This is a genomic window from Streptomyces sp. NBC_00984 (genome assembly GCF_045162475.1).
In the GTDB taxonomy this organism is placed as follows: domain Bacteria; phylum Actinomycetota; class Actinomycetes; order Streptomycetales; family Streptomycetaceae; genus Streptomyces.
The window spans coordinates 5,921,713-5,946,645 of record NZ_CP108734.1 but is presented as its reverse complement, the minus strand read 5'-3'; the positions used below and the strand labels follow the sequence as shown (position 1 = coordinate 5,946,645).

Genomic DNA, 24,933 nt, shown 5'->3' with positions numbered 1-24,933 from the left:
ACACAGGCATCTGAGCAGGTCACAGAACAGAGGACGCGCCCAGAGCGACGGTCTTGAAAACCGTCGTGGCAGCGATGTCACCGTGGGTTCAAATCCCACACCCACCGCATGTGAACGGCCCCTGACCAGGCGAGGCGGATTCTCGGGGTCCTCGCAACACCTGATGGCCTATGCGGTCGTCAGTAGATCACGCAGGCGCTCGGCTGGGGTTCTCCAGCCGAGCGTTTTGCGTGGTCGGCCGTTGAGTTGCTGAGCGACGTGTTCGAGGTCTGCGGCGCTGTGCACGGACAGGTCGGTGCTCTTGGGGAAGTACTGCCGCAGCAGACCGTTGGTGTTCTCGTTCGATCCGCGCTGCCAGGGGAGTGCGGATCGCAGAAGTAGACCGGTACTCCCGTGGCGACGGTGAACTGCTTGTGCGCGGCCATCTCGCAGCCCTGGTCCCAGGTCAGCGAGCCGCGCAGGTGCGCGGGCAGGGTCTGGATCAAGGGCACCAGCACGTCACGGACCTCCTCGGCGGTGTGTCCGCCGGGCAGATGCCCGAGCATGACGTAGCGGGTGGAACGCTCGACCAACGTCACGATCGCGCTCTCGCTGCGGGGGCCGACGATCAGATCGCCCTCCCAGTGGCCGGGCACCGCCCGGTCCTCGACCTCGGCAGGCCGCTCGGAGATCATCACCATCTCGTCGACGAACCGGCGAGTGCGCTGCTCCGGGCCACGGTGTGGCTTGCGGCGGGTGCGCCCGGTGCGCAGCGCGAGTGCGATCTCGCGCCGCAGCCCGCCACGGGCCTGGACATAGATCGCCTGGTAGACCGTCTCCGGACTCACCCGCATACCCTCGTCGTCGGGGAACTCCATGACCAGAGCGTGACAGATCTGCTCGGGTGACCACTGCTGCTGCAGTCTGCCCGCGACGTACTCGCGCAGCGGACCGTCGTGGGCGAGCTTGGACTGCTTGGGGCGTGCCCGGCTCTTCGCCCAGGCCCGCTGTGCCCGGTGGGGCTGATAGACGCCCTCGACGCAACGGGCATCGATCTCACGTTTGACGGTGGATGCCGGCCGGCCCAGTGCCCGTCCGATCGCCCGCAGTGAGCGGCCCTCACGACGCATGTCGGCGATCAACTCCCGCTCGGCCACCGTCAGGAACCGTGGGTGCAGCTCGGCTTCGACTGCCGCAAGAGAGGGCGCCGACGTGACGGCGACGGTGCTGGTCATGCCCGTTGTGTAGTCGATCCTTCGCCCATCGGGGTGCAGGCGCGCGTTGCCGATCTTCCGGATCCCGCGGTCCCAGTCCTTGGCTGTGCGCTCGTGGACCCCGACCTGCGCCGCGGCATCCCGTCGTCGCACCCCCGACGCGCGAAGCCGGTCGTACTCCGCCCGCCCCGGATGCCCACTGGTGCCCGTCTTCCCACGACCACGGACGCCGGCCTTCCGCGCCCAGCCCGCCGCCGTGTGTCGGCTCACCCCAACCGCCCGAGCAGCACCCGAGACACTCCCGTTCTCCCGGTCCAGCGCCTCGAAGAACCGCGCCTTCAACTCCTCAAAATCCACGATCCCCGCAACTCCCTGAAATCCAGGGTGTTGCGGGGATCGCTAGAACCCGCCCGATTCGGTCGGGGGCCATTCTCGTGCGTCCTGTCCGTCAGTGTCCGTGGTTCCCCGCCAGTTCCCGGCCGATCGGGCACGACAGGGGCACGGGCGCCTTCTGGCCCAGCAGACTCGCCGGTTGCGGACTGGAACGGTGGTCAGGTGGGGAAGAACCGATCACATCCACGGTGTCGCATGGGGGCAGCCATATGAACTCAGACACGGTCACCGCTGTTGCAGCGACAGTCATAGCGCTCGGCTCTCTTTGGGTCAGCTACACACAGGCCAGGGACAGTAGGCGACATAGCCGCCAGTCGGTGAGGCCTGTGCTCCAGATACGCCGCGTCAAGGAGTACGAAGGCACTGAAGCGGGGCTCAACGTCGTCAATGCTGGTCTTGGGCCGGCCATCGTGACGAGCTCGGTGGTGCGGTTGGACGGAGAGGCCGTTGGGCAGTGGGACTACCACACGCAGCAACGCATACTGAGCTCGTTCCCAACGCGACCCAAGGCACATTCCTTACGCCCAGGCGCCGTGGTGTTAGCCGGGCAGACCATCTTCTTGTTGTCTCTGGACGAGTTCAGCGATGACGAGCATGGCTGGTTCTGGGATCTCATCACCCGACGCCTGGTGATCGAGATCCGTTACGAATCCCTTTACGGCGGCGAGGACTTGAGTGTGACACCACCCGCGTTCTGAAGCGGTCCTCAACCCACCACTCACCCCAGCTCCCATCCCGTCCGCCTTCGACCCACACACCGTGGAGCGGGCGTGGTTCAGGGCGTCAAGGTGGAGCGCGCCACTGTACGAACGACCTTGACGCCCTAGGCCGCGACTGCTCGGCTCTGCCTGGGTCGAAGGTGGTCGGGATGGGAGCCCCACGACGCTCGCCACGCTCCGGCCGGCACTCGCGAACGGTGCCCTATCCATCCCGGAGTCTGAGCGCCCCCGCCGGAGGCATGTCTTGAAGCCGCGGGCTTGGTTCTCGACTCAGGGGCCGTAGTTCGCTGCGGCCCCAGGGGTCCGGCCTGGGCGCCGAAGGCGCGGAGGGCCTGGCACAAGGGGCCAGCCCGCGCCTTGCGCGGGCACTTGATGAAGTAGGGAAAGTTCTACCGCGCTGGGATCAGGTGCTTGATGAAGTAGGGAAAGTTCTACCGCGCTGGGATCAGGTGCTTGCCGTCGTGGCTTCGCACGTGGGGTCCGGCTCCGTCGAGGGCGTCCAGCAGGCGGATCGCGTAGACCTCGGACATGCGCTCGGTGATCTGCTCTTGGGTGAGCCATTCGACTGCCGTGGATTCCGCGGATGTGCGCTCGGTGCCCCCAGAAGGCTTGCACCGAAAGACCAAGGCGACGATGCCCCGGGTCGTGTTTTTGTAGACCCCGGTGAGTTCGTCCACCTCGACGTGGATACCCGTCTCCTCCAGGACCTCGCGCACGACGCCCGCCTCCGGGGTCTCGTCGAGTTCGAGGACGCCACCGGGACATCGCCCGCGACCTCCAGCACAACCGAGAGACCTCGCGCGAGGAACTTCGGTCGGCGTCCGACGAGAGGGAGTGGTGACCATGGCCACGCGGCTCCCGGTCCGCTACCTGACACCTGACGACCTGGTGGAGATGTTCGACCTCCCCAGCGTCGAGACGGTCTACCAGTGGCGCCGCAAGCGGGTCGGTCCTCGCGGATTCCGTGTCGGCCGGCACCTGCGCTACGACCCGGATGACGTGCGCGCCTGGGTCGAGTGCCTCCAGGAAGGGGCTGCTGCCTGACGGCCGGACATATCCAGGACCGCTGGTACAAGGTCGAAATCAGCGCAGACGGCACGTCCCGCAAGGTGCAGAGCGACCGATACGGCATCGGTCTCCGCTACCGCGCCCGGTACATCGGCCCGGATCGGCACCGAGAAGGCCAAGAGCTTCCCGGACAAGCAGAAGCGCCTGGCCGACGTGTGGCTGACCAACATCGAAGCCGACATGGCACGCGGCCAGTACATCGACCCCCGAGCGGCACGAACCACTTTCCGTGAGTACACCGAACGATGGATCGCGGCACTGACCACCGACCTGACGAGCCGGGCCGCGGTGGAGGGACGGTTGCGCCTTCATGCCCTTCCCTACCTCGGAACGCGTCCGATCGGCTCGTTCCAACCGGAGCACATCCGTGACTGGAACCGTCAACTCGAAAGTGCCGTGGCGTCAGCCGCCTACCGGCGTCTGATCTTCGATGCGGTCTCCTCCGTGCTCACCGCGGCCGTGGACGACCGTCTGCTGGCCTCGAATCCCTGCCGAGCCCGTTCGGTCAAGGCGCCCCGCCCTGCGCCCTCTCGTATCCATCCGTGGACGGCCTCGCAAGTCTTCGCCGTGCGGGCCGGCCTCCCCAAGCGATACCGGGCGATGGCCGACGTCGGAGGCGGCTGTGGTCTCCGCCAGGGCGAGATCTTCGGTCTGGCGGTCGACAACATCGGGGACCTCGGCTGGCTCTACGTCCGGCAGCAAGTGAAGAAGGTCCGCGGATCTCTCGTCTTCGCGCCGCCGAAGCGAGGCAAGCTCCGGGATGTTCCGCTGGACCCGGAGGTGTCCGTGGCCCTGACCGAGCATCTGAAGCGCTTCCCGCCGGTCGACGTGACCTTGCCCTGGGTGACGCCCACCGGCCCCAAGGTCACCCATCGGCTCGCCTTCACAAGCACTGTCGGCACGGCTCTATGGAGCAACGGCTTCAACGACGAGCGGTGGAAGCCCGCGCTTGCCGCCGCGGGCATCATCCCGGTTCCGGAGAAGGGGCAGCGATACGCGGCAGCCCGTGAACACGGCATGCACGCCTTGAGGCACTTCTACGCCTCGGTCCTTCTGGACGCCGGCGAGAACGTCAAGGCGCTGAGTCTCTACCTCGGCCACAGCGACCCCGGGTTCACGCTTCGCGTGTACACGCACCTGATGCCGAGCAGCGAGACCCGCACCCGGAAAGCCATCAGCGAGATGTATCGGGCCGCCGGTCACGCCCACGACGGCCCAGAGACGGCCCAGGCCGCCTGACACGGCCCCTCATCGGCAGGAAAACTGCTGGTGAGGGGCTATTTTGTGCCCTCCCCCGGAAAGAAACACCCCATCTTGCCTGACGGCTACCTCTTGACGGAAACCCGTATCAGCAGGGACCTGTGACCTGCCCCTTCGCTGTCCCCGCGCGTAGCCGATCCGTCACCGGTCGTCGCCGCCGACCCCTTCCTGCGCAGGAGAGAACGAGGGCCCTCGGCTCCCGGCGGCAGCCTTCGGCCGGCGGTATCTCACATCCGACGGCCGTGAAGCCCCGGACCGATGTCCGGGGCTTCACGGCTTGGCCCGTACCCCTCTTTCGCCGTGAGCCGAGAGGGTGCAGGCTTCGCAGCTCTGCACGGGCCTGTCCGTCCGGGTTCACGGTCGTTCGGGAGCCCGGCCCATGGGCTGCGAGCAGGAGCGCCGACGGGCCGCCACCCCGCTGCTCACTGCCCGTACGCGACCAGCAGGTTGGTGGCCGGAACCACCACGAGCCCGCCGCCCGCACCGAGACCGGTCAGCGGCTCGGACACATTGTGCTCGTCGGGCTCGTTGATCGGCGCGCCGACGTCGGTGGACCAGACGGACTGACCAGTGGCGCCGTTGAGCGCCCACAGCCGACCGGTTCGGGAGCCGACGTAGACGTAGCCGTTGACGACGATCGGCGCCGTGCTGATCTGGCCGTCGCCCTCGAACTTCCAGCGAGTGGCCAGGGTGCGGCTGTGTCGCTCCTGAAGGACACCGTCATCGACGAAGTAGCCTTGGCGGCCGTCGAAGGCCGGTGCCGGGGACCAGCCGGTGGCCTCGTAAGTGCCGCGGACCTTCCCGTCGGCGGTGTCGAGGACCGAGGGGGTCATCCCGGCATCGTCGCGAATCCAGACACCGCCGTCGGCGAGAACGGGGGTGCGGCCCCCGCCGCCGGAGCAGTCCGTCCGGTGGTGCCAGATCGGGTTGCCCGACTTGGGGTCGAAGGCATATGTCTGCTCGCAGGCGTAGGAGACGTAGACCCCGTCGGCCGTGACGGCAGGCGAGCTGTTGTCCCCATTCGCGACAGGCTGGGTCCAGAGCACGGCACCGCCGGCAGCGTCCACCGCGTACAGGGTGCCGCCCGAGCCGGCGCCGCCCGTGTACACCACGCCGCTGGCGAAGGTGGGCGGCGAGGTGAAGGAATACTGCTCAGGCAGCGTGACGGTCCAGATCTTCGCCCCGGTGGCCGGGTTGAACGCCGTCAGCACGCCGTCGTAGTTCTGGGCGTACAGCCGACCGCCCCCGTAGGCGAGCGCGGACCACCGGTAGGTACCACCGAGGTCGACGGGCTCCCAGGCGTTCTCGCCCGTCGCCGCGTCAAGGGCGTGGAGGATGGTGCCGTGCCCATCCGGCGAGGCAGCGGTGGCGAAGACGCGCCCGCTGGCCACGATGGGGTAGGAGACGTTCCCGCCCAGGTCGCGGGACCACTTCTGGCTGAGTGGCGGCGCTCCCACAGCGGTATCGACGAGGCTGCCGTCGTGCCGTGCGTTGATCTGGTAAGTGGTCGAGGCTCCGGTCTGCACCGGCTGCGCGCCGACCGGCGTCACGAGCGTGACGACCGACAGTGCCGCGCTGAACACGACGGCGATGGCTCTTCGAAGGTTCACTCGGATATCCCCCATCATCCGGCATCACCGTGGCGATGCGCACAGGGCGGACCGGCCACCGGATCCGGTGGCCCGCTTCGGGCCCAATGGTCCCCTGCGGATGCCTCAACCGCCTCTTATTTTCCGGCAGTTGAACCCCACCTCCCGGCATGCGACGGCCCCGGCACGCGTCTGCGTGCCGGGGCCGTCATCGGGTGGACGTGACCGTCCGCCCCTCGTTCGTCACTCCGCCGTCAGTCTGCGGAGGGGTGGTGCGGGGTTACTGCGCGGAGGGCTGGGCCTTGCGCTTGCGGAGGAGGAAGACCGCGCCGCCGCCGACGACGACGAGAGCGATGGCAACGCCCGCGATGACCGGGGTGGCGCTGGAGCCACCGGTCTCGGCGAGGTCGCCCGAGCCACCGGTCGAGGAGCTGCCGCCGGACGTGGCCGGGGTCTTGTCCCCGCCGGTCTGGGTCTCGGTGCCGCCCGTGGCGCTGCCGCTGGTCTTGCAGTCCAGGACGCCCTTGAACGTCTTCGTGAAGCCACCGGGGCCGGTGATCGTGAAGTCGTACGCCTGGTCCTCGGCGACCGGGACGGTGATCGTCTCGGACTTGCCCGCCTCGATGGTGTGCTTCACACCGGCCAGCTCGAAGGTGAAGGCCTCGTCACCCTCGTTGGCGGCGGTGACGTCCACGCCGCCCTTGGCGCAGTTCTTCTTCGCCGAGACGGCCGGGATGGCGCCCTTCTTGGCCCAGGTCCCGGTGGCGGTCGCGGAGACCGTGGTCTCGCTGGAGCCGGCCAGGATCATGGTCTGGCTCTTGGTCACACCGGCGAAGGCCCGGCCGACCGGCACCGAGGTGGTGGCCTGGACCGTCAGCGAGGCGGTGCCGTCGGCGGCGCCGTCCGGCACGTCGAAGTAGAGCTCGGCGCCGTTGGCCGCGGCGCTGACAGGCTTGCCGGCCTTGTCGGTGACCTTGACACCGCTGGCGGCGTCGGCGGGCGGGGTCACGGAGACCTGGCCGGCGTTGGTACGGACAGTGACCGGACCGAGCCGCTCACCGGACCGGCCGGAGACCGCGGCCGGGTCCAGGGCGAGGGACGCCTTGGGCTCGGCCTGGTCGACGGCGCTGTGCTCCAGCCAGTCGGCGAGCTTCTCGGCCTGGGCGTCGGAGGCCTCGACGTCGACATTGTCCGAGTAGCGCCAGATGGCGACCTGGGTGCCCGCCGCCGCGGTCTTCTCGGTGAGCGGCCCGGAGCCGGCCTCCTTGGCGAGCGCCGCGAGGTCGTCGACCTGCGGGTAGGAGTGCTCCAGGATCCAGCGGATCTTGCCGGCGTTCTTGTTGCTGCCGAGCGAGGTCTGGTTCCAGGGGGTCTCCAGGTACTTCGCCTGGTCCTGGGTGGGGTTGTGGATGTCGATGCAGTACGTCTTGAGCTGGCCGCCGCCGTCGACGGTCATCTCGAAGAGGCCGGCGGGCAGCTGCTGGTTCCTGCCGTCCGCGTGCAGCACGGCGCGGTCGAAGGTCTTCAACCCGTCCAGCACCGCGGCCGCGCCGCCCTGGTGCTGCGGCGTCTCGTCGGCGACCGCGCTGCCCGCGCCGACGAGGGCGCCTGCCATGACCAGACCGGATGCCACCACTGATGCGGCCAGCCGGGCCATGCCGCGCCGCCGTGGAGAATTGGCCGTCGTCTCCAAGGACGACGAAGCGGTCGCTGAAGAAGCAGAAAACACAGAATTCCCCTCCGGGCGGGACCCTTCGCGCCTGATGCGCGTGTGGGGACTGCCCCGCCAGTCGACTCAAGTGCCCCGTGAGTACTGGGGAATCCTAAGGACGAAGCGATGAACAGTCCCCCGTCATACCGTCGTACAACCATTCCGAATCGGAATCGTTATCGCCGGTATCACTCGCGTTCGTCTCCCCGGCCCGTCCCTGGCCCGCCTCCCGGCCCGTTCTCGACCCGTCACGGCACCGACGCGAGCTCCTGCGCGGCCTTCTGACGCCCCGTCGGCCGCCTGCTCCTGGAACGGTCCGGCTCCCGGGACTCACCGGGGCCGTCCGGCCCGTCGAACCCCTCCGTCCCGGCGCCCCCTTCCGGTCCGCCCGATCCGCCCGCCCTGTCCACGCTCCCCACCCGTGCCGTCAGCGCGGGTTCCCCCCTCATCACCCGCCGGAACGCGGCAGTCCCCCGTGTCAGATCGTGGCCCACCGCGACCGCCTCGATGTCCACGAACGTCCGGCGCTGCCCCTCCCGTTCCTCCTCGCGCACCTTCAGCCTGCCGTGGACCACCAGTGGTTCCCCGACGGAAACGGAACCGGACAGGTTCAAGGCCAGAGTCCGCCAGGCCCACACGGTGTAGAAGCTGGTGTGCCCGTCCGTCCAGAGCTGTTTCTCGCGGTCCCAGCGGCGCGGCGTCACCGCGAACCGGAATCGCGCCATTCCGCCGGTCGCGGTCTCCCGGAACTCCACGCCCGTCGCCGCGTTGCCCACCAGTGTCACCAAGGTGTCGTTCATGGCTCCGCCTCCCCTTCGGCCTTCGGATCAGCAATCGCGTCCACGCGGTCACTGATCCCAGGTTGAAGGGGAGGCGGAAATCCTGCTGGGGCCTGTGGACTACCCGCCGGTTGTGGAAATCTCCGTCACCGCCGCGTACCTCTCCCGCACCTCGCGGTACCGCACGAGTTCGGCGGCCACCGGATCGAGCACCCGGGCCCGGCCGCAGGCCGCCGCCGCCTCGCGCAACTGCCGCTCGGCCTCCTGCCCGTACCGCCGCGCCGGCCCACGTGCCGCGGCCGCGCACGACCACTCCACCAGGGGACCGCCGACGACCCCGGCCAGCATCACCAGGGCGGGCGTGAGGAATCCCGGTTCGAGTACGCCGACGATCTGGCCGACCAGCCAGAGACCGCCGAAGATCTGCAGCAAGGTCATCGACGCCTGCGCCAGCACCGCGGCGGGCCACCACTTCGGCCGCGGCGGCTTCCCGCCCACACGGCCGCTGTGCGCCACGCCGGAGGCCCCGGCGACGCCCGTCGCCACCACCGCCGAACCGGCCTGGGCGTGCTCGGTGCCGGCCCTTTCCACCAGCGCGTCGAGCGCCTCCGGCAGCCCGTCCGCACCGTGCACCGCGGCCTCGCGGACCGCCTGCGCCCAGGGGCCCGGCAGCCCGTCGGCTGCCTCGTCCGCGACCGTCCGTACCGCCTGCTCGACGCACTGCCGGGCGGTGAGCTGCTCCTCGGGGGGCTCGGGCTGCGCCGGGCGCTCCAGGCTTCCGGGGCGCCGGGTGGACTCGTACCAGCGCCACAGCCGCAGCCACGGCGTACCGCACGCCCGTCCGGCGTTCCTGCGCCACTCTCGCTCGGCCGCCTGGCCCGCCGCGGCCGCCCCGACGGCTTCCGCCAGCCGGTCGGCGAACTCCTCGCGGGCCCCTTCCCCGAGACCGGGGCGCCCCTCGGCCACGTACACCGGGCGGAGCCTGGCCGCGGCGGCGTCCACGTCCGCGGAGAGCCGGCGCGCCGCTGCGGTGCGCTCCTGGACGAACCGGCCGAGCACCTCGCGCAGTTCGCCGACGCCGTCGCCGGTGAGCGCGGACAGGGACATGACGGTGGCGCCCGGTTCGCCGTGTTCGCCGAGCGCCATGCCGTCCTCGTCGAGCAGCCGGCGCAGATCGTCGAGGACCTGATCGGCTGCGTCGCCCGGCAGCCGGTCGATCTGGTTGAGGACGACGAAGGTGATCTCGGCGTGCCCGGCGAGCGGCCGCAGATAGCGCTCGTGCAGGGCCGCGTCCGCGTACTTCTCCGGGTCGACCACCCAGATCACCGCGTCGACCAGCGCGAGCACCCGGTCGACCTGCTCCCGGTGTTCGGTCGCCGCCGAGTCGTGGTCGGGCAGGTCGACGAGGACGAGGCCCCGGAGCGCCTCGTCGGTGTCCGCCCCGCCCTGTTGCGGCCTGCGCCTGAGCCGTCCGGGAATGGCGAGCCGGTCGAGCAGTCCGGCGGCCCCGTCGGTCCAGGAGCAGGCGATGGGGGCGGCGGTGGTCGGCCTGCGCAGCCCGGTGTCGGAGATCTGGGCGCCCGCGAGGGTGTTGAAGAGCGTCGACTTGCCGCTGCCGGTGGCCCCGGCGATGGCGACGACGGTGTGCCGGGAGGAGAGCCGCTGCCGGGCCGCCGCTTCGTCGAGCACACGTCCCGCTTCGGCGAGGGTGTCGCCGTCGAGCCGGGCCCTGGACAGCCCGACGAGTTCACGCAGCGCGTCGAGCCGCGGCCGGAGCGGGCCGCCGGAAGGCACGTAGGCCTCGACCTGGGGCGGCCGTGCGTCGTCGTCCAGGGCGGTCCCGGGCTCCGGGTCCGCCGCCTTGGCCGCCGCCCGCCGGGCGATGAGCCCGTCGTTCCAGTCCCGGCCCGCCCCCGGGATCCGGCCCGCCCCGGGGACCCGGCCCGCCTCCGGGACCCGGCCCCGCCCGTCCGCGTCCCGGTCCTCGTGGGAAGCGGGACTCCCGATCCGGCCGGTTCCCTCGTCAGTGACGGCAGTCATCGCTGCCACCTCTCCTTCTGCAGTACGGACAGCGCGGCGATCAGTTCGGCCTGCGGCTCCGGGGCCACGTCGAGCGCGTCGAGCGGTGCGAGCCGCCGGTCGCGCTCGCCGTTCAGCACCCGGTCGAGGCAGTCGGTGAGCAGCACCCCGCCCTTGTCGCGCAGCCGCAGCGCGCCCTGGGCGCCGATCCGTTCGGCGAGCTGCTCCCCGGCGCCCCGGGTGCGGCGGCCACCGAGCAGTGCGGCGGCCAGCAGCGCCGCCACGGTCTCGGCGTCGGGCGCGGCATTGCGTTCCGGACGGCGCACCTCTTCCTCGGCCAGCTCCTCCAGAACCCGCCACCAGCGCCGTACGGCCATGGTGATCCGGCCCCGGATGTCCTCGGCGGGTCCCCATCCCCCGGCCTCCCGGCCGACGTCCTCGAAGCCGAACTCCCCGGCCGCGGGTTCGCGTTGCCAGGTCGTACGGATCTGTTCGTCGGCGGCGGCCACGGCGCACTGCAGGAGCGCGGAAAGGCTTTCGACCAGCGCTTCGAGGAGTTCCCCGGAGGTGCTGTACAGCGGGTATCCGCGCCATCTGGTCCGGGCGTCCCCGGCGAGCACGCCGCCGCTGCGCAGCCTGCGCCGGACCCGGGCGCCTTCCGCGCGGTACGCGTCCTCGACCACGCCGGTCAGCCGCACGGCCGCCGCGTACTGCGCCGCGACCGCCCCGGCCAGCTCGGGCATCCGCACGTCCAGCGAGTCGATGACCCCGGCCGCCGTACGCCCGACCGCCTGCTGACGGGCCGCCGGGTCCTGGGCGCGGTGGCTGAGCCAGGCCCGCAGCGGGGCGACGGCGGTCGTGGGCAGCAGCCCGCTGCCGCCACCGGCCGATTCGGGCAGCTCGGGAATGGTGAAGCGCGGCACCTCGCCGAGGCCCGCCCGGGTGAGCAGCGCCCCGTACTGCCGCGACACCTCGGCGATCACCTGGTGCGGCACCCGGTCGAGGACGGTGACGAGCGAGGCGTCGTACTGCTTGGCGGTACGCAGCAGATGCCAGGGCACCGCGTCCGCGTACCGGGAGGCCGTGGTCACCATCACCCACACGTCCGCGGCGCAGATCAGCTCGGCGGCCAGCATCCGGTTCCGCACCACGAGCGAGTCGATGTCGGGCGCGTCGAGCAGCGCGAGCCCGCGCGGCAGTCCGGGCGAGGTCTCGACCCGCAACGCGGTTCCGTCCTCTACCTCGCTCCCGTCCAGTCCGTCGAGCCCGTCGAGGTCGTCGCACCGGCCCGGCTCCCCGGACTCCTCCGGCGGCAGCCAGACCCGGGTCAGCTGCGGCAGTACGCGCACTCCCGCGAACCAGTGGTGATCATCCGGATGGCAGACGAGCACGGGTGTCCGGGTGGTCGGCCGCAGCACCCCGGCCTCGCTGACCGGTCGTCCCACCAGCGAGTTGACCAGCGTCGACTTCCCCGCCCCGGTCGACCCGCCGATGACCGCGAGCAGGGGTGCTTCAGGATCCCTGAGCCGGGGAAGCAGATAGTCGTCGAGCTGGGCGAGCAGCTCGCTCCGGGTCTGCCGGGCGCGCGCGGCCCCCGGCAGCGGGAGTGGAAGACGCACGGCAGCGACACGGTCGCGCAGGGCGGAAAGTGCGTCGATGAGCTGAGGCCGTACGTCCAAGGTCACCACATGCGAAGAATGCCCAATTTTGGCGCCTTTTTGAAGCGTATAGCCACCTCTGCGCGCCGGTTCTCTCCCAGGAACCAAGTCGGGACAGACGGGACGAGTGGGGCGCAGGCATAACGAGTGCACAACACCCGGGGCGCGAGGCGCGAAAAGCGCTGCACGAATCCCACCTACCTGCGATTATCGGTTCGCTTCACCGAACCTCCACATCGTGCCACGCAGGTGAAGCAACCAGGACGAGGCGATCGGAGCCCTATCCTTGTCCCGGCAGGTCACCGACCGGCCCGGCCCCAGGGCTTCCGGCCGCCGAGGCCACCACCCGGCCCCCGTAGCTCAGTGGATAGAGCAGGCGCCTTCTAAGCGCTTGGCCGCAGGTTCGAGTCCTGCCGGGGGCGCACAGCGCGCATGATCACGAGGCCCTCCGTACCGGGGGGCCTTTTTCTCGGCCCGGGGCACGCTAGCGAGCGCGGCGTGGCGGCGGCGTATGGCTGGACGCAGATGCCGACGGAGCGGGCGGCGGGTCGGTCGTCAGGCGCGCAGGACGATCGGGCGCGCAGGAAGATCAGGACCGCAGGACGATCGGGCGCGCAGGAAGGCCAGGACCGCAGGAAGGCCAGGCGCGCAGGACGGTCAGGACCGCAGGAAGGTCAGGACCGCGAGGACCCTGCGGTGGGTCTCGTCGGCCGGTGGGAGGTCCAGTTTGGCGAGGATGTTGCCGATGTGCTTGCCCACCGCCGCCTCGGAGACGACCAGTTCGCGGGCGACAGCGCCGTTCGACCGGCCCTGGGCCACCAGGGCGAGCACCTCGCGCTCCCTGGCGGTGAGGCGTTCCAGCGGATCGCGGCGGCGGCGCAGGAGTTGGCGTACGACCTCCGGGTCGACGACCGTGCCGCCGTCGGCGACCTCCCGCAGCGCGTCGATGAACTCCTCGATCTGGCCGACCCGGTCCTTGAGCAGATAGCCGACGCCCGAACCGTCCCCGGAGTCCAGGAGGTCCGCGGCGTAGGCGCGTTGCACGTACTGGCTCAGGACCAGTACCGGGAGGGCGGGCCGGCTCTCGCGGAGCCGGACCGCCGCCTGCAGGCCCTCGTCCTGGAAGCCGGGTGGCATCCGGACGTCGGTCACGACGATGTCCGGTCCGTGTTCGGCGACGGCCGCCACGAGCGCTTCCGCGTCGCCGACGGCGGCGACCACCTCGTGGCCGAAGCGGCCGAGCAGACCGGTCAGTCCCTCGCGCAGCAGCACGCTGTCCTCGGCCAGGACTACGCGGAGCGATCGGTCCACTCGCAAGGAATCTCCACACGCAATCGGGTCGGGCCCCCGGCCGGGCTGGACAGCGCAAGTCTGCCATCGAGCACGGACACCCGGTCGGCCAGGCCGGTCAGTCCGCTGCCGCCTCCGGACGTGCTCGCCCCGCCCCGTCCGTCGTCGTGGATCTCCAGGAACAGCCGGCCTCCGCGGTGGCCTCCGCGGACCTCGGCGCGGCTCGCGCCGCTGTGTCTGGCGACGTTGGCCAGCGCCTCGCAGACCACGAAGTACGCGGCCGCCTCGACGGCTTCGGGGAATCTGCCGGTCAGTTCGACGTCCAGCCCGACGGGGATCACGGAGCGTTCGGCGGCGTCGGCGACCGCGGCCTGGAGGCCGTAGTCGGCCAGGACCTGGGGGTGGATGCCATGGATCAGTTCACGCAGTTCCGCGAGCGCCTTGCCGGCCTCCTCGTGGGCCCTGGTGAGCTGGTCGGCGAGGGGGCCCGGCGGGGCGTCCAGCCGGGCCAGGCCGAGCATCATGGTGAGGGCGACGATGCGCTGCTGGGCGCCGTCGTGCAGATCGCGTTCGATGCGGCGGCGCTCGGCCTCGAAGGCGTCGACCAGCCGGACCCGGGAGCGGGCCAGTTCCATGACCCGTTCGTCCGGCCCGGCCGGTCCGGGAGTGAGCAGGAGGCGGGTCAGTTCCGCTCTGGCTCCGGCCAGCGTGCCCAGGGCGTAGCTGCCGAGCAGCAGGAGGACGAGTCCGCAGGCCGCCGCCGCGAAGGCTTCGGGCCAGGTCGTGACCGTCCACAGCTTCACCACGCGGAACTCCGAGCCGTCCCCGTAGACCTCCATCAGTACGGGGGTGCTCAGCATCGCCAGCGGTACGGCCGTACAGACGGCCACCGCCAGGGCGTCGAGCGGCCACAGGACCACGGCGAACAGCAGCGCGTACCCGAGCTCCCACCAGGTCGCCCGTTCCCGGAACCGGCAGGCCGCCCAGCTCCGCAGCCCCGGTTCGGCCGGCCGGCGGTGCGGGTCCGGGGCCGGGACGGGGCCCATCAGGCCCAGCCTGCGCCGCTCCAGGGCTGCCACCGGAATGCCGGTCAGGGCCAGGAGTGCGAGCAGCGGCAGCCCGATCAGCACGACGGAGAGCGCACCGCCCACGACCGCACCGGTCACGGTCACCACCAGGACGGCCGCGCCGGCCAGGGCACCGCTGATCAGGTAGCCGGCCGACCGCCAGGGCCAGCAGGTCAGCGGAAAGCGGGGCGACGGCAGGGCCCGCCACACGGTGCGGGGGCCTCTCGTTCGGCTCATGGCCTCACCGTAGGAGGCGGTCCCGGGGCGGGACATACCCGCTGCCCGACTCCCGGGGGTGGGGCCTGCCCCACCCCCGTTCCCGTGCGGTCAGCGGTTGAACGACGATCCCAGCGTCGCGGACGTTCCCACGGTGCCCAGCGCGCCGTGGCCGAAGGTGAACGAGCCCTTGGCCGTCAGGCCCGCCGCCGTGGTCGGGAAGACCCACAGGGAGCCTGCGTCGCTGTTCTCGCCGGGGGCGCCGACGGCCAGTTCGCTGCGGCCGTCGCGGTTGGCGTCGACCAGCTTGGCGGCGCTGCCGAACAGGTCGCCGGCCTCGGCCGCCCCGGGGACGTCCGCCGTGTCCTGGTTGAAGCCCACCGTGCCGGTCCCGGTCGGGCCGGACGCGGTGCCGGGGAGGACCAGGACCGAGCCCGCGTCCTTCTTCGTGCCGATGTCCTCCTGGGCGACGCCGACGGCGATGTCGCCGTAGCCGTCGCCGTTCATGTCGCCGATCGACAGGGACGCGCCGAATCCGTCATGCACTTCGGCGGCGCCGGGGACACCGGCGCTGTCCTGGTTGAAGACCTTGGCCCGGTCGCCGCGCGGCCCGGTGGCGCTGCCCGGTACGTAGGTGATCATGCCGCCCAGGGCGAGCGGGTAGTCCAGATCGCTGTCGTAGCCCTCGACCGTGCGGCCCACGACGAGGTCGGCGTACTTGTCCCCGTTGATGTGGCCGGCCGTGATGGTCTCGCCGCCCTGGAGGCGGTAGCCGTTGGGCCGGTTGACAGTGGTGTAGTCCTCGGCGAGGCCGGTGGCGCCGCCGTTGCGGATGAGGATGCGCCGGGCGTCGTACTCGTCGCCGTCGTGGACGACGGCGGCCAGGTCGTCGCGGCCGTCGCCGTTGAAGTCGCCCGCGGCGATGTCCATGTAGCGCAGATCGTCCATGTCGGGGATCTTCCGGGCGGGGGCCGCCGCGCTGCCGTCGCGCTTGAACGGGCCGGGCAGGACGCGGATGTTGCCCAGCCCGAGCGTGACGACGTCCATGGCGCCGTCGCCGTCGAAGTCGCCCACGGCGGTCTGGGAGCCGACCCCGTCGTACTCCTGATCGCCGGTCAGGAGGGTCGCGCCGCCGGACAGCCCCTTCTCACCGCCCCAGATGACGGTGAGCGACCCGGCCTCCTTGAACGTGCCGATCTGCTCCTTGCCCGCGCCGACCACGAGGTCGCTGTAGCCGTCCTTGTCCAGGTCGGCGGAGACCATCGAGCTGCCGAACGCGTCACCGGTCTCGGCGGAGTCCGGGATTCCGGCCGAGTTCTGGGTGAAGACCTGCTTGGTGGCGGTCTGCAGACCGTTCTTGGAGCCGTACACCACACCCACGTATCCGGCCTTGGCCTTGCCGTCGACCGTGGCACCCGGCGCGGTGAACGCGAGGTCCGGGTAGCCGTCCCCGTTGAAGTCGTCGCGGCGCGGGGTCGGTGCGGGCACCGCCCCGTTCGCGGACGCCGACACCGAGGTCGTGGCGCGGGCGGGCGTCGACGCCTGGGCGGTGGGGAAGGTGGTCACGGCGGTTGCCACGGTGATGGCGAGGACCACGGCGGTTCCTAGGGCACGGGATGCCACGTGGACTCCTTCGTTCAGGTTTCGGAAGGTTCGGGTGAACAGTGCGGTGCGTCGATGAAGCACCGGCACCGTGCAGTCTCAGACCGGCCGCGGCACGCGACGGTTGCCTCCCCGAAGCGACCGTTACAGCTCTGCCACGCGAACGACCGGCGAACACCGGGCGACGAAATCCGGCCACCGGGGCCGGAGTTGAGCAGCAGGATGCGCGCGCCACGGCCCTCCGGGGCACTGTCCGGCCGGACCCGGTCCGTGCCATGGTCGGTTTCATGGATGCTTCCGAGGCGCAGTCCACCCGGCACCTGCTGGAACGGTTCACCGCCGACGCCGGTCGCGTCGTCCCCCTGGAAGCCCTCTGGGCGCACGGATCACTGGCGTTGGGCGACTACCAGCCCGGACGCAGCGACCTCGACCTCGTGGCCCTGGTGGGCGCGCCGGTCACCGGCCCGCAGCGGAAGCAGCTCGAAGAGCTGCACCGCACGCTGATCTCACAGGGGCCGGAGGCGGCCGGACTGCACTGCTCCTACGTGGTGCGCTCGCAGCTGCCGGAAGCCGGACGCGACCATGTGACCTGGGCACAGTCCCGCCTCTTCGAGCGGCCGGTCACGCCGGTCAGCAGGCGGGAGCTGAGCACGGGCGGGCTGTCGCTCTTCGGTCCGGGGCCCGCCGGGCTCGTCGCGGAGGTGACCGACCGGGAGCTGGCGGAGTTCGTCCGGGGCGACCTGAAGGGCTTCTGGTATCCGGCGAGCGCCCGGCCCTCGCTCTGGCTGAGGGACATCTGGGTGGACCTCGGGCTGCTGACGCTCGCGCGGGCCTCGGTCACCCTGCGGGACGGACGGCTCATCACCAAGGGGCAGGCGCTGGAGGTGCTGGCCGAGTGGGGTGCGCCGGACGAGGTGGTCCGCGACATCCACCACCGCCGGTACGGCACCGGTCCGCACCGCACGTCCGATGCGTGGCGCATCAGGCGCGGCCGTCTCGCGCGGGCCTTCGTCCGGACCGGCATCGAGCGCACGCTGGCGTCCTACCCCGGCCCCTGACGAGCGGGCGCGGAACGGCGACAGGCAACAGGCAACAGGCACACCGCCGGACCATTGACTGCGCCCGCAGTCCCCGTCTAGCTTCCGAGCTACCTCATTGAATCCTTTCACGGTGTGGACACCGCGCTCCACCCGCGTGTGCCACCGCTGAGGAGCCTCCATGAACCAGCCCGCCAAGGGCCCGCCCCCGGCCCCGGTCCCCGTCGCCCCGGTCCTGGCGCTGAAGGACGTGAGCAAGTCCTTCGGCGCCATACGCGCCCTGCACGATGTGTCCCTGTCCCTCCTCCCCGGCGAGGTCCACGCGCTCGCCGGGGAGAACGGCGCGGGCAAGTCCACCCTCATCAAGACGCTCGCCGGCGTGCACCGCCCGGACAGCGGACAGATACTGCTCGACGGCGAGCCCGTCGCCTTCCACGGGCCCGCCGCCGCCCGCGACGCCGGGATCGCCGTCATCTACCAGGAACCGACCCTCTTCCCCGACCTGTCGATCGCCGAGAACATCTTCATGGGCCGTCAGCCCCGGCGCGGCCTCGGCCGGATCGACCGCCGCGCCGTGCGCGGGACCACCGCGGGGCTGATGCGCCGGCTCGGTGTCGACCTGGCGCCCGACCGGCCGGCCCGCGGGCTCTCCATCGCGGACCAGCAGATCGTCGAGATCGCGAAGGCGCTCTCCTTCGACGCCCGGGTCCTGATCATGGACGAGCCGACGGCCGCGCTCACCGGCGGCGAGACGGCCCGGCTCTTCTCCGTGGTGCGGACGCTGCGCGACGAGGGTGCGGCCGTGCTGTTCATCTCGCACCGGCTCGACGAGATCTTCGAGCTGTGCGGGCGGGTCACGACGCTGCGCGACGGCCACCGGATCTCCTGCGAGCCGCTGGCCGGACTGACCGGGGACGATCTGGTGCGCCGGATGGTCGGCCGCGATCTGGACGCCCTCTATCCGAAGCAGGACGCGGCGGTCGGCGAAGTCGCCCTGTCGGTCGGCCGGCTGACCCGCGAGGGCGTCTTTTGCGATGTGTCGTTCGAGGTCCGGCGCGGGGAGATCGTCGCGCTCGCCGGGCTCGTCGGCGCCGGACGGACCGAGGTCGCCCAGGCGGTCTTCGGCGTCGACCGCGCGGACGCCGGGGAGGTACGGGTGGACGGCACCGTGCTGCGCCCCGGATCGCCCACCGCCGCGATGGCCGCCGGACTCGCGCTCGTACCGGAGGACCGCCGTCAGCGCGGGCTCGTCATGGAGCTGTCCATCGAGCGCAACATCGGCCTCACCGGCCTCGGCGACGTCCGCAGGCGCGGGCTCGTCCGCCGCGCCCTGGAGCACGACCGGGCCGCCGACTGGGCCGTGCGCCTCCAGCTCAAGTACAACCGCCTCGCCGACGCCGTCGGCGTGCTGTCCGGCGGCAACCAGCAGAAGGTCGTGCTCGCCAAGTGGCTCGCGACCGAACCGTCCGTACTCATCGTCGACGAGCCGACCCGTGGCATCGATGTCGGCACCAAGGCCGAAGTCCACCGACTGCTCTCCTCGTTGGCGGCGGACGGGCTCGCGGTGCTGATGATCTCCTCCGATCTGCCCGAGGTGATCGGGATGGCCGACCGGGTGCTCGTCATGCGCGAGGGCCGGCTCGTCGCCGAACTCCCGCGCGGGAGCGCCACCGAGGAGACGGTCATGGCCGCGGCGACCGGACTGGGCGAAAGGGCGGTGGCATGACCACCACCGTCGAAGGCCCGCCGGACATCGGCTCCGGGGCTCCGGCGCGCGGCGCCTCCTCGCTCGTGGACGCGGTGTTCCGGGCCCGTGAGATCTCCATCGCCGGGGCGCTCGTCCTGCTGGTCCTCGGCACGTACGTCGCCAATCCGCGGTTCCTGTCCGACCAGGGCATCAAGGACCTGCTGCTCAACGCCTCGATCCTGGTGCTGCTCGCGGTCGGCCAGTCGGCCGTCGTGATCACCCGCAACATCGATCTGTCGGTCGGTTCCGTCGTCGGTCTCTCCGCCTTCGCCTGCGGCAGGTTCGTCGCCGGGACGGACCACGGTGTGCTCGCCGTGCTGCTGCTCGGCGTCGCCGTCGGCGTGGTCTGCGGGCTCGTCTCCGGCGCCCTGGTCAGCTTCGGCGGGGTCCCGGCGCTCGTGGTGACGCTGGGCATGCTCTACATCATCCAGGGCGTCGACTACTGGTGGGCGCAGGGCGACCAGATCGGCGCCGCCGAGGTGCCCGACCCGATTCTGGGGCTCGGCAGCGGCAGCGTCCTCGGCGTGCCGTATCTGCCGCTGATCGCCCTGGTCCTGCTCGCCGCGACCGCGTACTTCCTGCGCAACCACCGCTCGGGCCGGGAGCTGTACGCGATCGGTTCGAGCCCCGAGGCCGCCGTGCTCGCCGGGGTCCCGATCCGCCGCCGGATCCTTGCCGCGTACGCCTTCTCCGGGGCCGTCGCCGGTCTCGCCGGGGCCCTGTGGCTGGCCCGGTTCGGCACGGTCGTCGCGGACAACGCGCACGGCTGGGAACTGACCGTCGTCAGCGCCGTCGTCGTCGGCGGTGTCGCCATCACCGGTGGTACGGGCACGGTCTGGGGCGCGGCGCTGGGCGCCCTGCTGCTCACCACCATCGGCAGCGTCCTGGTCGTGCTGAAGGTCGACTCCTTCTGGCAGGGCGCCATCACCGGTGCGCTGCTGCTGCTCGCCATCAGCGCCGACCGGATCGTGAACCTGCGGATGACCGCCGCACTGAGGAAGAGGAGCGCCCGGCATGGGAACGGCGCCTGAGAGGCTGTCGGGTGACCTCGGACCGGAAAAGCGGACGCGGTCTGGTGCGTGCGATTCCAAGGCGGAGGAGGGAGGCGACGCGGAGCGTCGTCGACCGACGACAACGCGGGAAGCGTGCGTGCCAGGGCGTGGCCGCCCGGTCCGAGGTCACCCGACAGCCTCTGAGACGCGGGAGGCGGCGGACGCCGCCCGGACGACGGGCAGGGACGCCGGTGGCCGCATACGGAGCCTGGCGCTGCGCTGGGACACCGCGGTGGGCGTGCTCCTGGTGGCGGTCCTCGTCATCGGCCTCGGCTCCACGGACGGCTTCGGCTCCGGCGAGAACCTCGCGTTCGCCTTCAACGACATCGCCGAGGTCGCCATCATCGCCCTGCCGATGACGCTGCTCGTCGTCGCCGGTCAGGTCGATCTCTCGGTCGCCTCGATGCTGGGCCTGGGCAGCGCGCTGACCGGTGCGCTGTGGAACGCCGGCTGGGCCTTCGAGACGATCGTGCCGGTGGTGCTGCTGGTGGGCGTGGCGGGCGGGCTGCTCAACGGCTGGCTGGTCACCCGGGTGGGGCTGCCCTCGCTGGCCGTCACCATCGGCACCCTGGCCCTCTACCGCGGGCTGGCCTCGGTGGTGCTGGGCAGCGACGCGGTGACCGACTTCCCGCGGACGTACGCGGACTGGGCGGTCGACACCACCACGGTGCCCGGCACCTTCGTCACGTACCCGGTCCTGCTGTTCGCCGTCCTCGCGGTGCTCACCGCGATCGTGCTGCACGCCACGGGCCTGGGCCGTTCGCTGTTCGCGATCGGTGCCCAGGAGGAGGCGGCGTACTTCGCGGGCATCCGGGTCAAGCGGATCAAGCTGCTGCTGTTCGTCGTGACGGGGCTGTTCGCCTCGTTCACGGGTGTCCTGTTCACCCTGCGGTACGGCAGCGCCCGCGCCGACAACGGGCTCGGCTTCGAAATGCTCGTCATCGCCTCCGTGCTGCTCGGCGGCATCGACTTCGACGGCGGAAGGGGCACCCTCTTCGGCGCGGTCGCCGGGGTGCTGCTGATCGGGGTGCTGAAGAACCTCCTGACGCTCAACGACATCGCCAACGAGGTGCAGGTGATCGTGACCGGCCTGCTGCTCGTGGCGTCCGTCCTCACCCCCCGGGTGATCGCCGCTGTCGTCGAACGACGGCACCGGCGCGCCGCGAACGCCCAGTCCTGAACTTCCCTCCCGTATCCCGTCGAAAGGCACACCGTCGCCATGATGCTCCGCACCGCCGCCGGACGCCGCGCCGTCGCGACCGCCGCCACCGCCGTGTCGCTCGCTCTCGCCCTGAGCGCCTGTTCCGGCACCACGAAGGACAGCGCGGACCAGGGCTCCGCGAAGGCCGGGACGACGGCGAAGGCCGATCCGGACGCGCCGTTGAAGAAGGGCCTGAAGCTCGCCTTCCTGCCCAAGCAGATCAACAACCCGTACGAGAAGATCGTGGACGACGCGGGCATCGCGGCCGCCCGGGAGTTCGGCGGTACGGGCAAGGAGGTCGGCCCGTCCGACGCCGGCGCCTCCTCGCAGGTCAGCTACATCAACACGCTGATCCAGCAGCGCCAGGACGCGATCCTGGTGGCGGCCAACGACCCCAACGCGGTGTGCGGCCCGCTGAAACAGGCCATGAAGAAGAACATCAAGGTCGTCGCGTACGACTCCGACACCGCGAAGGACTGCCGCCAGCTCTTCATCAACCAGGCGAGCTCCGAGGAGATCGGCCGCAGCCTGGTCCAGCACCTCGGTGAGCAGATCGGCTACCGGGGCAGGATCGCGATCCTCTCGGCCACCCAGAACGCCACGAACCAGAACACCTGGATCGGCTTCATGCAGGACGAGTTGAAGCTGCCCAGGTACAAGAACATGATGCTGGTGAAGGTGGCGTACGGGGACGACGCGGACCAGAAGTCGTTCCAGCAGACGCAGGGCCTGATGCAGGCGTACCCGGACCTCAAGGGCATCATCTCGCCCACCACCGTCGGCATCGCCGCCGCCGCCCGCTACCTGAGCGACTCCTCGTACAAGGGCAAGGTCGTGCTGAACGGACTGGGCACGCCGAACCAGATGCGCAAGTACGTCAAGGACGGCACCGTCGAGCAGTTCTCGCTGTGGAATCCGGAGGAGCTGGGCCTCCTCGGTTCGTACGCCGCCGCCGCGCTGGCGTCGGGGCAGATCAACGGCACCGAGGGGGAGAAGTTCAAGGCGGGCAGGCTCGGTGAGTACACGGTCGGCAAGGACGGTGAGGTCATCCTCGGCAAGCCGACCGTCTTCGACCGCGGGAACATCGACACGTTCAACTTCTGAGCGGCGTGACGTCCGGTGGGCCGGTTCCTTCGCGCGAAGGAACCGGCCCACCGGCCTAGAACTCCGCCCCGACCACGGCCAGCAGGGCGAACGCGGCGAGGGACAGGACCGTCCGGACCCGGTGGAGCCTGTTCCAGGGGGATTCGAACGCCGCGCGGGCCGCGCTGTCGTCGCCTCCTTCGGACTCCGCGAGTGCCTTGTTCAGCGGGATGTTGCCGGCGATCGTGATCAGGTGGCCGGCGACCGCGCAGACCAGCGCCGCGACGGCGAGCGCCCGGTCCGAGCCGCCGTCGCCGCCGAGGACCACGACGGCCGGGAAGGCGATCACACCGAGGAAGAGGACCAGGAAGGCCGGACCCGGCACCTTCTCGTTGAAGCGGCGCATGGCGGCCGTGAACCGCTCGTCGGGCAGTGCCGCGATGCCCGGCATGACCGCGATCAGGAACGTCAGCATGAATCCGGCGTAGAGGCCCGTCGTGATCACGGCGAGCGCCAGGAACAGGGAGGAGGACATGGTGGCCATCATGTCCTCGGCGGGCGCGTGGCCGCTCCCCGTTCAGTCCAGTTCGCCCTCCGGCGCTCCCCCGGAACCGCCGTCGCCCGAGCCGCCCTTGAGCCGGTCGGCCTGTCCGATCATGGTCGCCAGCTTCCGCACCGACTCGTCCTCGGTCCCGGACGCCAGCTCCCTTGCCCGCGAGGCGAGTTCACCGAGTCCGGGCGCGCCCGGCAGCTGTTCGCCGCGCAGCGCCTCGGCGAAGTACGCGGCTACCGCGGTCACTTGGAGGCGCTTGCTGCCACCGCCCCACAACGGGCCGTCGATCGCGTTCGTCCCGACCGCGCCCTGCTGCTCGTGCGGTGCCCGGGTCCTGGGGTCCAGCCAGCGCACGGTCGCCGTCGCCACATGGCCGGAGGCGCCCGCCCTCAGGCGTACGGCGTAGAGCGCCGTCACCGTGTGGCCGGGGCCGACCTCGCCGCCGTCGACGCGGTCGTTGCGGAAGTCCTCGTCGGCGACCTTGCGGTCCTCGTACCCGATGAGCTTGAACTGCTCGACGGTGTCCCGGTCGAAGGCGACCTGGGCCTTGGCGTCGCGCGCCGTCAGTTCGAGGTGTGCGGGCAGCTGGTCGACGAAGACCTTGCGGGCCTGGTCCTCGTCGGCGATGTACGTGGTGTGGCCGTCGCCCTTGTTGGTGAGCCGTTCCATCAGCGCGTCGCCGTAGTCGCTGCCGACGCCGACCCCGAAGAGGGTGATGCCGTAGTCGTGGCGGGCGGAGCCGATGCGTTCCAGGATGGCATCGGCGTCGGTCTCGCCGGTGTTGGCGAGGGCGTCGGAGAGCAGGACGACCCGGTTGTTGGCGCCTTCGACCCGGCCGTCGACCGCCTCTTCGTAGCCGCGGCGGATACCGGCTTCGACGTTGGTGGAGTCGGTGGCCTCCATGGAGTCGACCCGGTCGCTGATCCTGCCGCGGTGGTCCCGCAGCCGGGTCATCGGCAGCAGGGTCTTCGCCTCGTCGCTGAAGGTGACCAGGGAGACCGAGTCGTCGTCGCGGAGTTCGTCGGTGAGGATGCCCAGCGACTTCTTCACCAGGTCGAGGCGGCCGGTCTCGGCCATCGAGCCGGAGACGTCGACGACGAAGGTGAGCGCGGCGGGCGGGCGTTCGTCACGGGCGGGGGCGGCCCGGGTGGCCAGGCCCACCCGCACCAGTGACCAGTCGCCGCCCTTGCCCCCGGCGCGGGCCCCGTCGACGTTCACGGTGAAGCCGTTGCCGTCCGGGCGCCGGTAGCCCTGGCGGAAGCTGTTGACGAACTCCTCGGGCCGCACGGTGGACGGGTCCGGCAGGCCGCCGTCGCCGAGGGTGCGGCGCGCGTAGCCGTACGAGGCGGTGTCGACGTCCAGGGCGAAGGTGGAGAGGTAGTCGGGCGGTGCGGACTCCCGCAGTCCGTCCTGCTTCTTCGCCCCGTCGCTGTCGGCGGCGCCGCCCGACGCGGCGGGTGCGGGCGCCGGGAGCGGGCCGCCGCCGCCCCGGCCGTCGGAGGCGGACTTGGTCCCGGTCGACGTCCCCGAGCACCCGGTGAGCAGCACCCCGCCCGCCAGCAGCACCCCGAGCGCACCCTGCCATGTCCGCACGTACCGTTTCGCGTACGTGCCTGTCCGGCGTTCCATCGCCTGCCCCCGACGTCGTCGTGCCAGCACTTGTGAATGTGACGTGCGAGACGGCGCCGGGGAGCAG

17 protein-coding genes, 1 tRNA gene and 3 pseudogenes are annotated in these 24,933 nt (G+C 71.1%); 9 read left to right on the top strand and 12 right to left on the bottom strand.

What is annotated here, in order from left to right; genetic code table 11:
* Positions 1–168: 168 nt before the first annotated feature.
* Positions 169–1,346: pseudogene (locus OG520_RS26610) on the bottom strand (IS30 family transposase).
* 566 nt (positions 1,347–1,912) lie between these two features.
* On the opposite strand from OG520_RS26610, the gene OG520_RS26605 reads away from it, so the two are divergent.
* Positions 1,913–2,284 carry a hypothetical protein gene (locus OG520_RS26605; protein ID WP_406014875.1) on the top strand — a complete coding sequence of 124 codons (372 nt, stop codon included), beginning with the start codon at positions 1,913–1,915 and terminating at the stop codon, positions 2,282–2,284.
* Positions 2,285–2,736: 452 nt separating this feature from the next.
* Here the strand turns inward: OG520_RS26605 and OG520_RS26600 are convergent.
* Positions 2,737–3,081, bottom strand: a pseudogene (locus tag OG520_RS26600) (NUDIX hydrolase); the annotation flags it as partial.
* Between the two features lie 67 nt (positions 3,082–3,148).
* Here OG520_RS26600 and OG520_RS26595 point away from each other — a divergent pair.
* Together OG520_RS26595 and OG520_RS26590 are read left to right on the top strand one after the other, a co-directional pair.
* Entirely contained in the window at positions 3,149–3,349 is a 201-nt protein-coding gene (locus OG520_RS26595; RefSeq protein WP_376466645.1) for a helix-turn-helix domain-containing protein, read from the top strand.
* A pseudogene (locus OG520_RS26590) lies at positions 3,346–4,612 on the top strand (tyrosine-type recombinase/integrase). Before OG520_RS26595 ends, OG520_RS26590 begins: the two are co-directional and overlap by 4 nt.
* A 443-nt stretch (positions 4,613–5,055) precedes the next feature.
* Here OG520_RS26590 and OG520_RS26585 read toward each other — a convergent pair.
* From OG520_RS26585 to OG520_RS26565, 5 genes are all read right to left on the bottom strand, one after another.
* On the bottom strand, positions 5,056–6,243 hold the full coding sequence (locus OG520_RS26585) for a PQQ-binding-like beta-propeller repeat protein (protein ID WP_406014874.1): 1,188 nt from the start codon (positions 6,241–6,243) through the stop codon (positions 5,056–5,058).
* Between the two features lie 259 nt (positions 6,244–6,502).
* The gene (locus OG520_RS26580) at positions 6,503–7,951 is read right to left on the bottom strand and encodes a Cys-Gln thioester bond-forming surface protein (RefSeq protein WP_406014873.1); all 1,449 of its coding nucleotides are present in this window, start codon (positions 7,949–7,951) and stop codon (positions 6,503–6,505) included.
* Positions 7,952–8,181: 230 nt separating this feature from the next.
* Positions 8,182–8,733, bottom strand: coding sequence for a single-stranded DNA-binding protein (locus tag OG520_RS26575; RefSeq protein ID WP_406014872.1), 552 nt, complete (start codon positions 8,731–8,733; stop codon positions 8,182–8,184).
* 99 nt (positions 8,734–8,832) lie between these two features.
* The gene (locus OG520_RS26570) at positions 8,833–10,752 is read right to left on the bottom strand and encodes a GTPase (protein ID WP_406014871.1); all 1,920 of its coding nucleotides are present in this window, start codon (positions 10,750–10,752) and stop codon (positions 8,833–8,835) included.
* Positions 10,749–12,410 (bottom strand): dynamin family protein, encoded by a 1,662-nt coding sequence (locus tag OG520_RS26565; protein WP_406016569.1) that lies wholly within the window; start codon positions 12,408–12,410, stop codon positions 10,749–10,751. The genes OG520_RS26570 and OG520_RS26565 overlap by 4 nt, the downstream gene beginning before the upstream one ends.
* A gap of 328 nt (positions 12,411–12,738) precedes the next feature.
* Between OG520_RS26565 and OG520_RS26560 the strand changes: the two genes are divergently transcribed.
* Positions 12,739–12,811 (top strand) — tRNA-Arg (locus tag OG520_RS26560).
* Positions 12,812–13,046: 235 nt separating this feature from the next.
* Here the strand turns inward: OG520_RS26560 and OG520_RS26555 are convergent.
* From OG520_RS26555 to OG520_RS26545, 3 genes are all read right to left on the bottom strand, one after another.
* Positions 13,047–13,706 carry a response regulator gene (locus OG520_RS26555; protein WP_406014870.1) on the bottom strand — a complete coding sequence of 220 codons (660 nt, stop codon included), beginning with the start codon at positions 13,704–13,706 and terminating at the stop codon, positions 13,047–13,049.
* Positions 13,679–14,983 carry a sensor histidine kinase gene (locus OG520_RS26550; RefSeq protein WP_406014869.1) on the bottom strand — a complete coding sequence of 435 codons (1,305 nt, stop codon included), beginning with the start codon at positions 14,981–14,983 and terminating at the stop codon, positions 13,679–13,681. The genes OG520_RS26555 and OG520_RS26550 overlap by 28 nt, the downstream gene beginning before the upstream one ends.
* A gap of 90 nt (positions 14,984–15,073) precedes the next feature.
* Positions 15,074–16,585, bottom strand: coding sequence for an FG-GAP and VCBS repeat-containing protein (locus tag OG520_RS26545; RefSeq protein WP_406014868.1), 1,512 nt, complete (start codon positions 16,583–16,585; stop codon positions 15,074–15,076).
* A 266-nt stretch (positions 16,586–16,851) separates the two neighbouring features.
* Here OG520_RS26545 and OG520_RS26540 point away from each other — a divergent pair, with 266 nt between their 5' ends.
* The 5 genes from OG520_RS26540 to rhaS all read left to right on the top strand — a co-directional run bounded on the left by OG520_RS26540 (position 16,852) and on the right by rhaS (position 22,705).
* Positions 16,852–17,622 (top strand): nucleotidyltransferase, encoded by a 771-nt coding sequence (locus tag OG520_RS26540; protein WP_406014867.1) that lies wholly within the window; start codon positions 16,852–16,854, stop codon positions 17,620–17,622.
* Positions 17,623–17,782: 160 nt separating this feature from the next.
* Positions 17,783–19,327, top strand: coding sequence for a sugar ABC transporter ATP-binding protein (locus OG520_RS26535; RefSeq protein WP_406014866.1), 1,545 nt, complete (start codon positions 17,783–17,785; stop codon positions 19,325–19,327).
* Positions 19,324–20,379, top strand: coding sequence for an ABC transporter permease (locus OG520_RS26530; RefSeq protein WP_406014865.1), 1,056 nt, complete (start codon positions 19,324–19,326; stop codon positions 20,377–20,379). The genes OG520_RS26535 and OG520_RS26530 overlap by 4 nt, the downstream gene beginning before the upstream one ends.
* A gap of 220 nt (positions 20,380–20,599) precedes the next feature.
* On the top strand, positions 20,600–21,580 hold the full coding sequence (locus OG520_RS26525) for an ABC transporter permease (RefSeq protein ID WP_406016568.1): 981 nt from the start codon (positions 20,600–20,602) through the stop codon (positions 21,578–21,580).
* A 39-nt stretch (positions 21,581–21,619) separates the two neighbouring features.
* Positions 21,620–22,705, top strand: coding sequence for a rhamnose ABC transporter substrate-binding protein (rhaS, locus tag OG520_RS26520; protein ID WP_406014864.1), 1,086 nt, complete (start codon positions 21,620–21,622; stop codon positions 22,703–22,705).
* A 55-nt stretch (positions 22,706–22,760) separates the two neighbouring features.
* Here the strand turns inward: rhaS and OG520_RS26515 are convergent, their stop codons facing one another.
* Both OG520_RS26515 and OG520_RS26510 read right to left on the bottom strand, forming a co-directional pair.
* On the bottom strand, positions 22,761–23,228 hold the full coding sequence (locus OG520_RS26515) for a DUF1772 domain-containing protein (RefSeq protein ID WP_406014863.1): 468 nt from the start codon (positions 23,226–23,228) through the stop codon (positions 22,761–22,763).
* A 33-nt stretch (positions 23,229–23,261) separates the two neighbouring features.
* Positions 23,262–24,866 carry a von Willebrand factor type A domain-containing protein gene (locus OG520_RS26510; RefSeq protein ID WP_406014862.1) on the bottom strand — a complete coding sequence of 535 codons (1,605 nt, stop codon included), beginning with the start codon at positions 24,864–24,866 and terminating at the stop codon, positions 23,262–23,264.
* Positions 24,867–24,933: the final 67 nt, after the last annotated feature.

Bases quoted from the DNA above. Each gene is read 5' to 3' on its own strand.
- OG520_RS26595 (WP_376466645.1), top strand. From the start codon at position 3,149: ATGGCCACGCGGCTCCCGGTCCGCTACCTGACACCTGACGACCTGGTG.
- OG520_RS26575 (WP_406014872.1), bottom strand. From the start codon at position 8,733: ATGAACGACACCTTGGTGACACTGGTGGGCAACGCGGCGACGGGCGTG.
- OG520_RS26570 (WP_406014871.1), bottom strand. From the start codon at position 10,752: ATGACTGCCGTCACTGACGAGGGAACCGGCCGGATCGGGAGTCCCGCT.
- OG520_RS26550 (WP_406014869.1), bottom strand. From the start codon at position 14,983: ATGAGCCGAACGAGAGGCCCCCGCACCGTGTGGCGGGCCCTGCCGTCG.
- OG520_RS26540 (WP_406014867.1), top strand. From the start codon at position 16,852: ATGGATGCTTCCGAGGCGCAGTCCACCCGGCACCTGCTGGAACGGTTC.
- OG520_RS26535 (WP_406014866.1), top strand. From the start codon at position 17,783: ATGAACCAGCCCGCCAAGGGCCCGCCCCCGGCCCCGGTCCCCGTCGCC.
- OG520_RS26530 (WP_406014865.1), top strand. From the start codon at position 19,324: ATGACCACCACCGTCGAAGGCCCGCCGGACATCGGCTCCGGGGCTCCG.
- rhaS (WP_406014864.1), top strand. From the start codon at position 21,620: ATGATGCTCCGCACCGCCGCCGGACGCCGCGCCGTCGCGACCGCCGCC.
- OG520_RS26515 (WP_406014863.1), bottom strand. From the start codon at position 23,228: ATGGCCACCATGTCCTCCTCCCTGTTCCTGGCGCTCGCCGTGATCACG.
- OG520_RS26510 (WP_406014862.1), bottom strand. From the start codon at position 24,866: ATGGAACGCCGGACAGGCACGTACGCGAAACGGTACGTGCGGACATGG.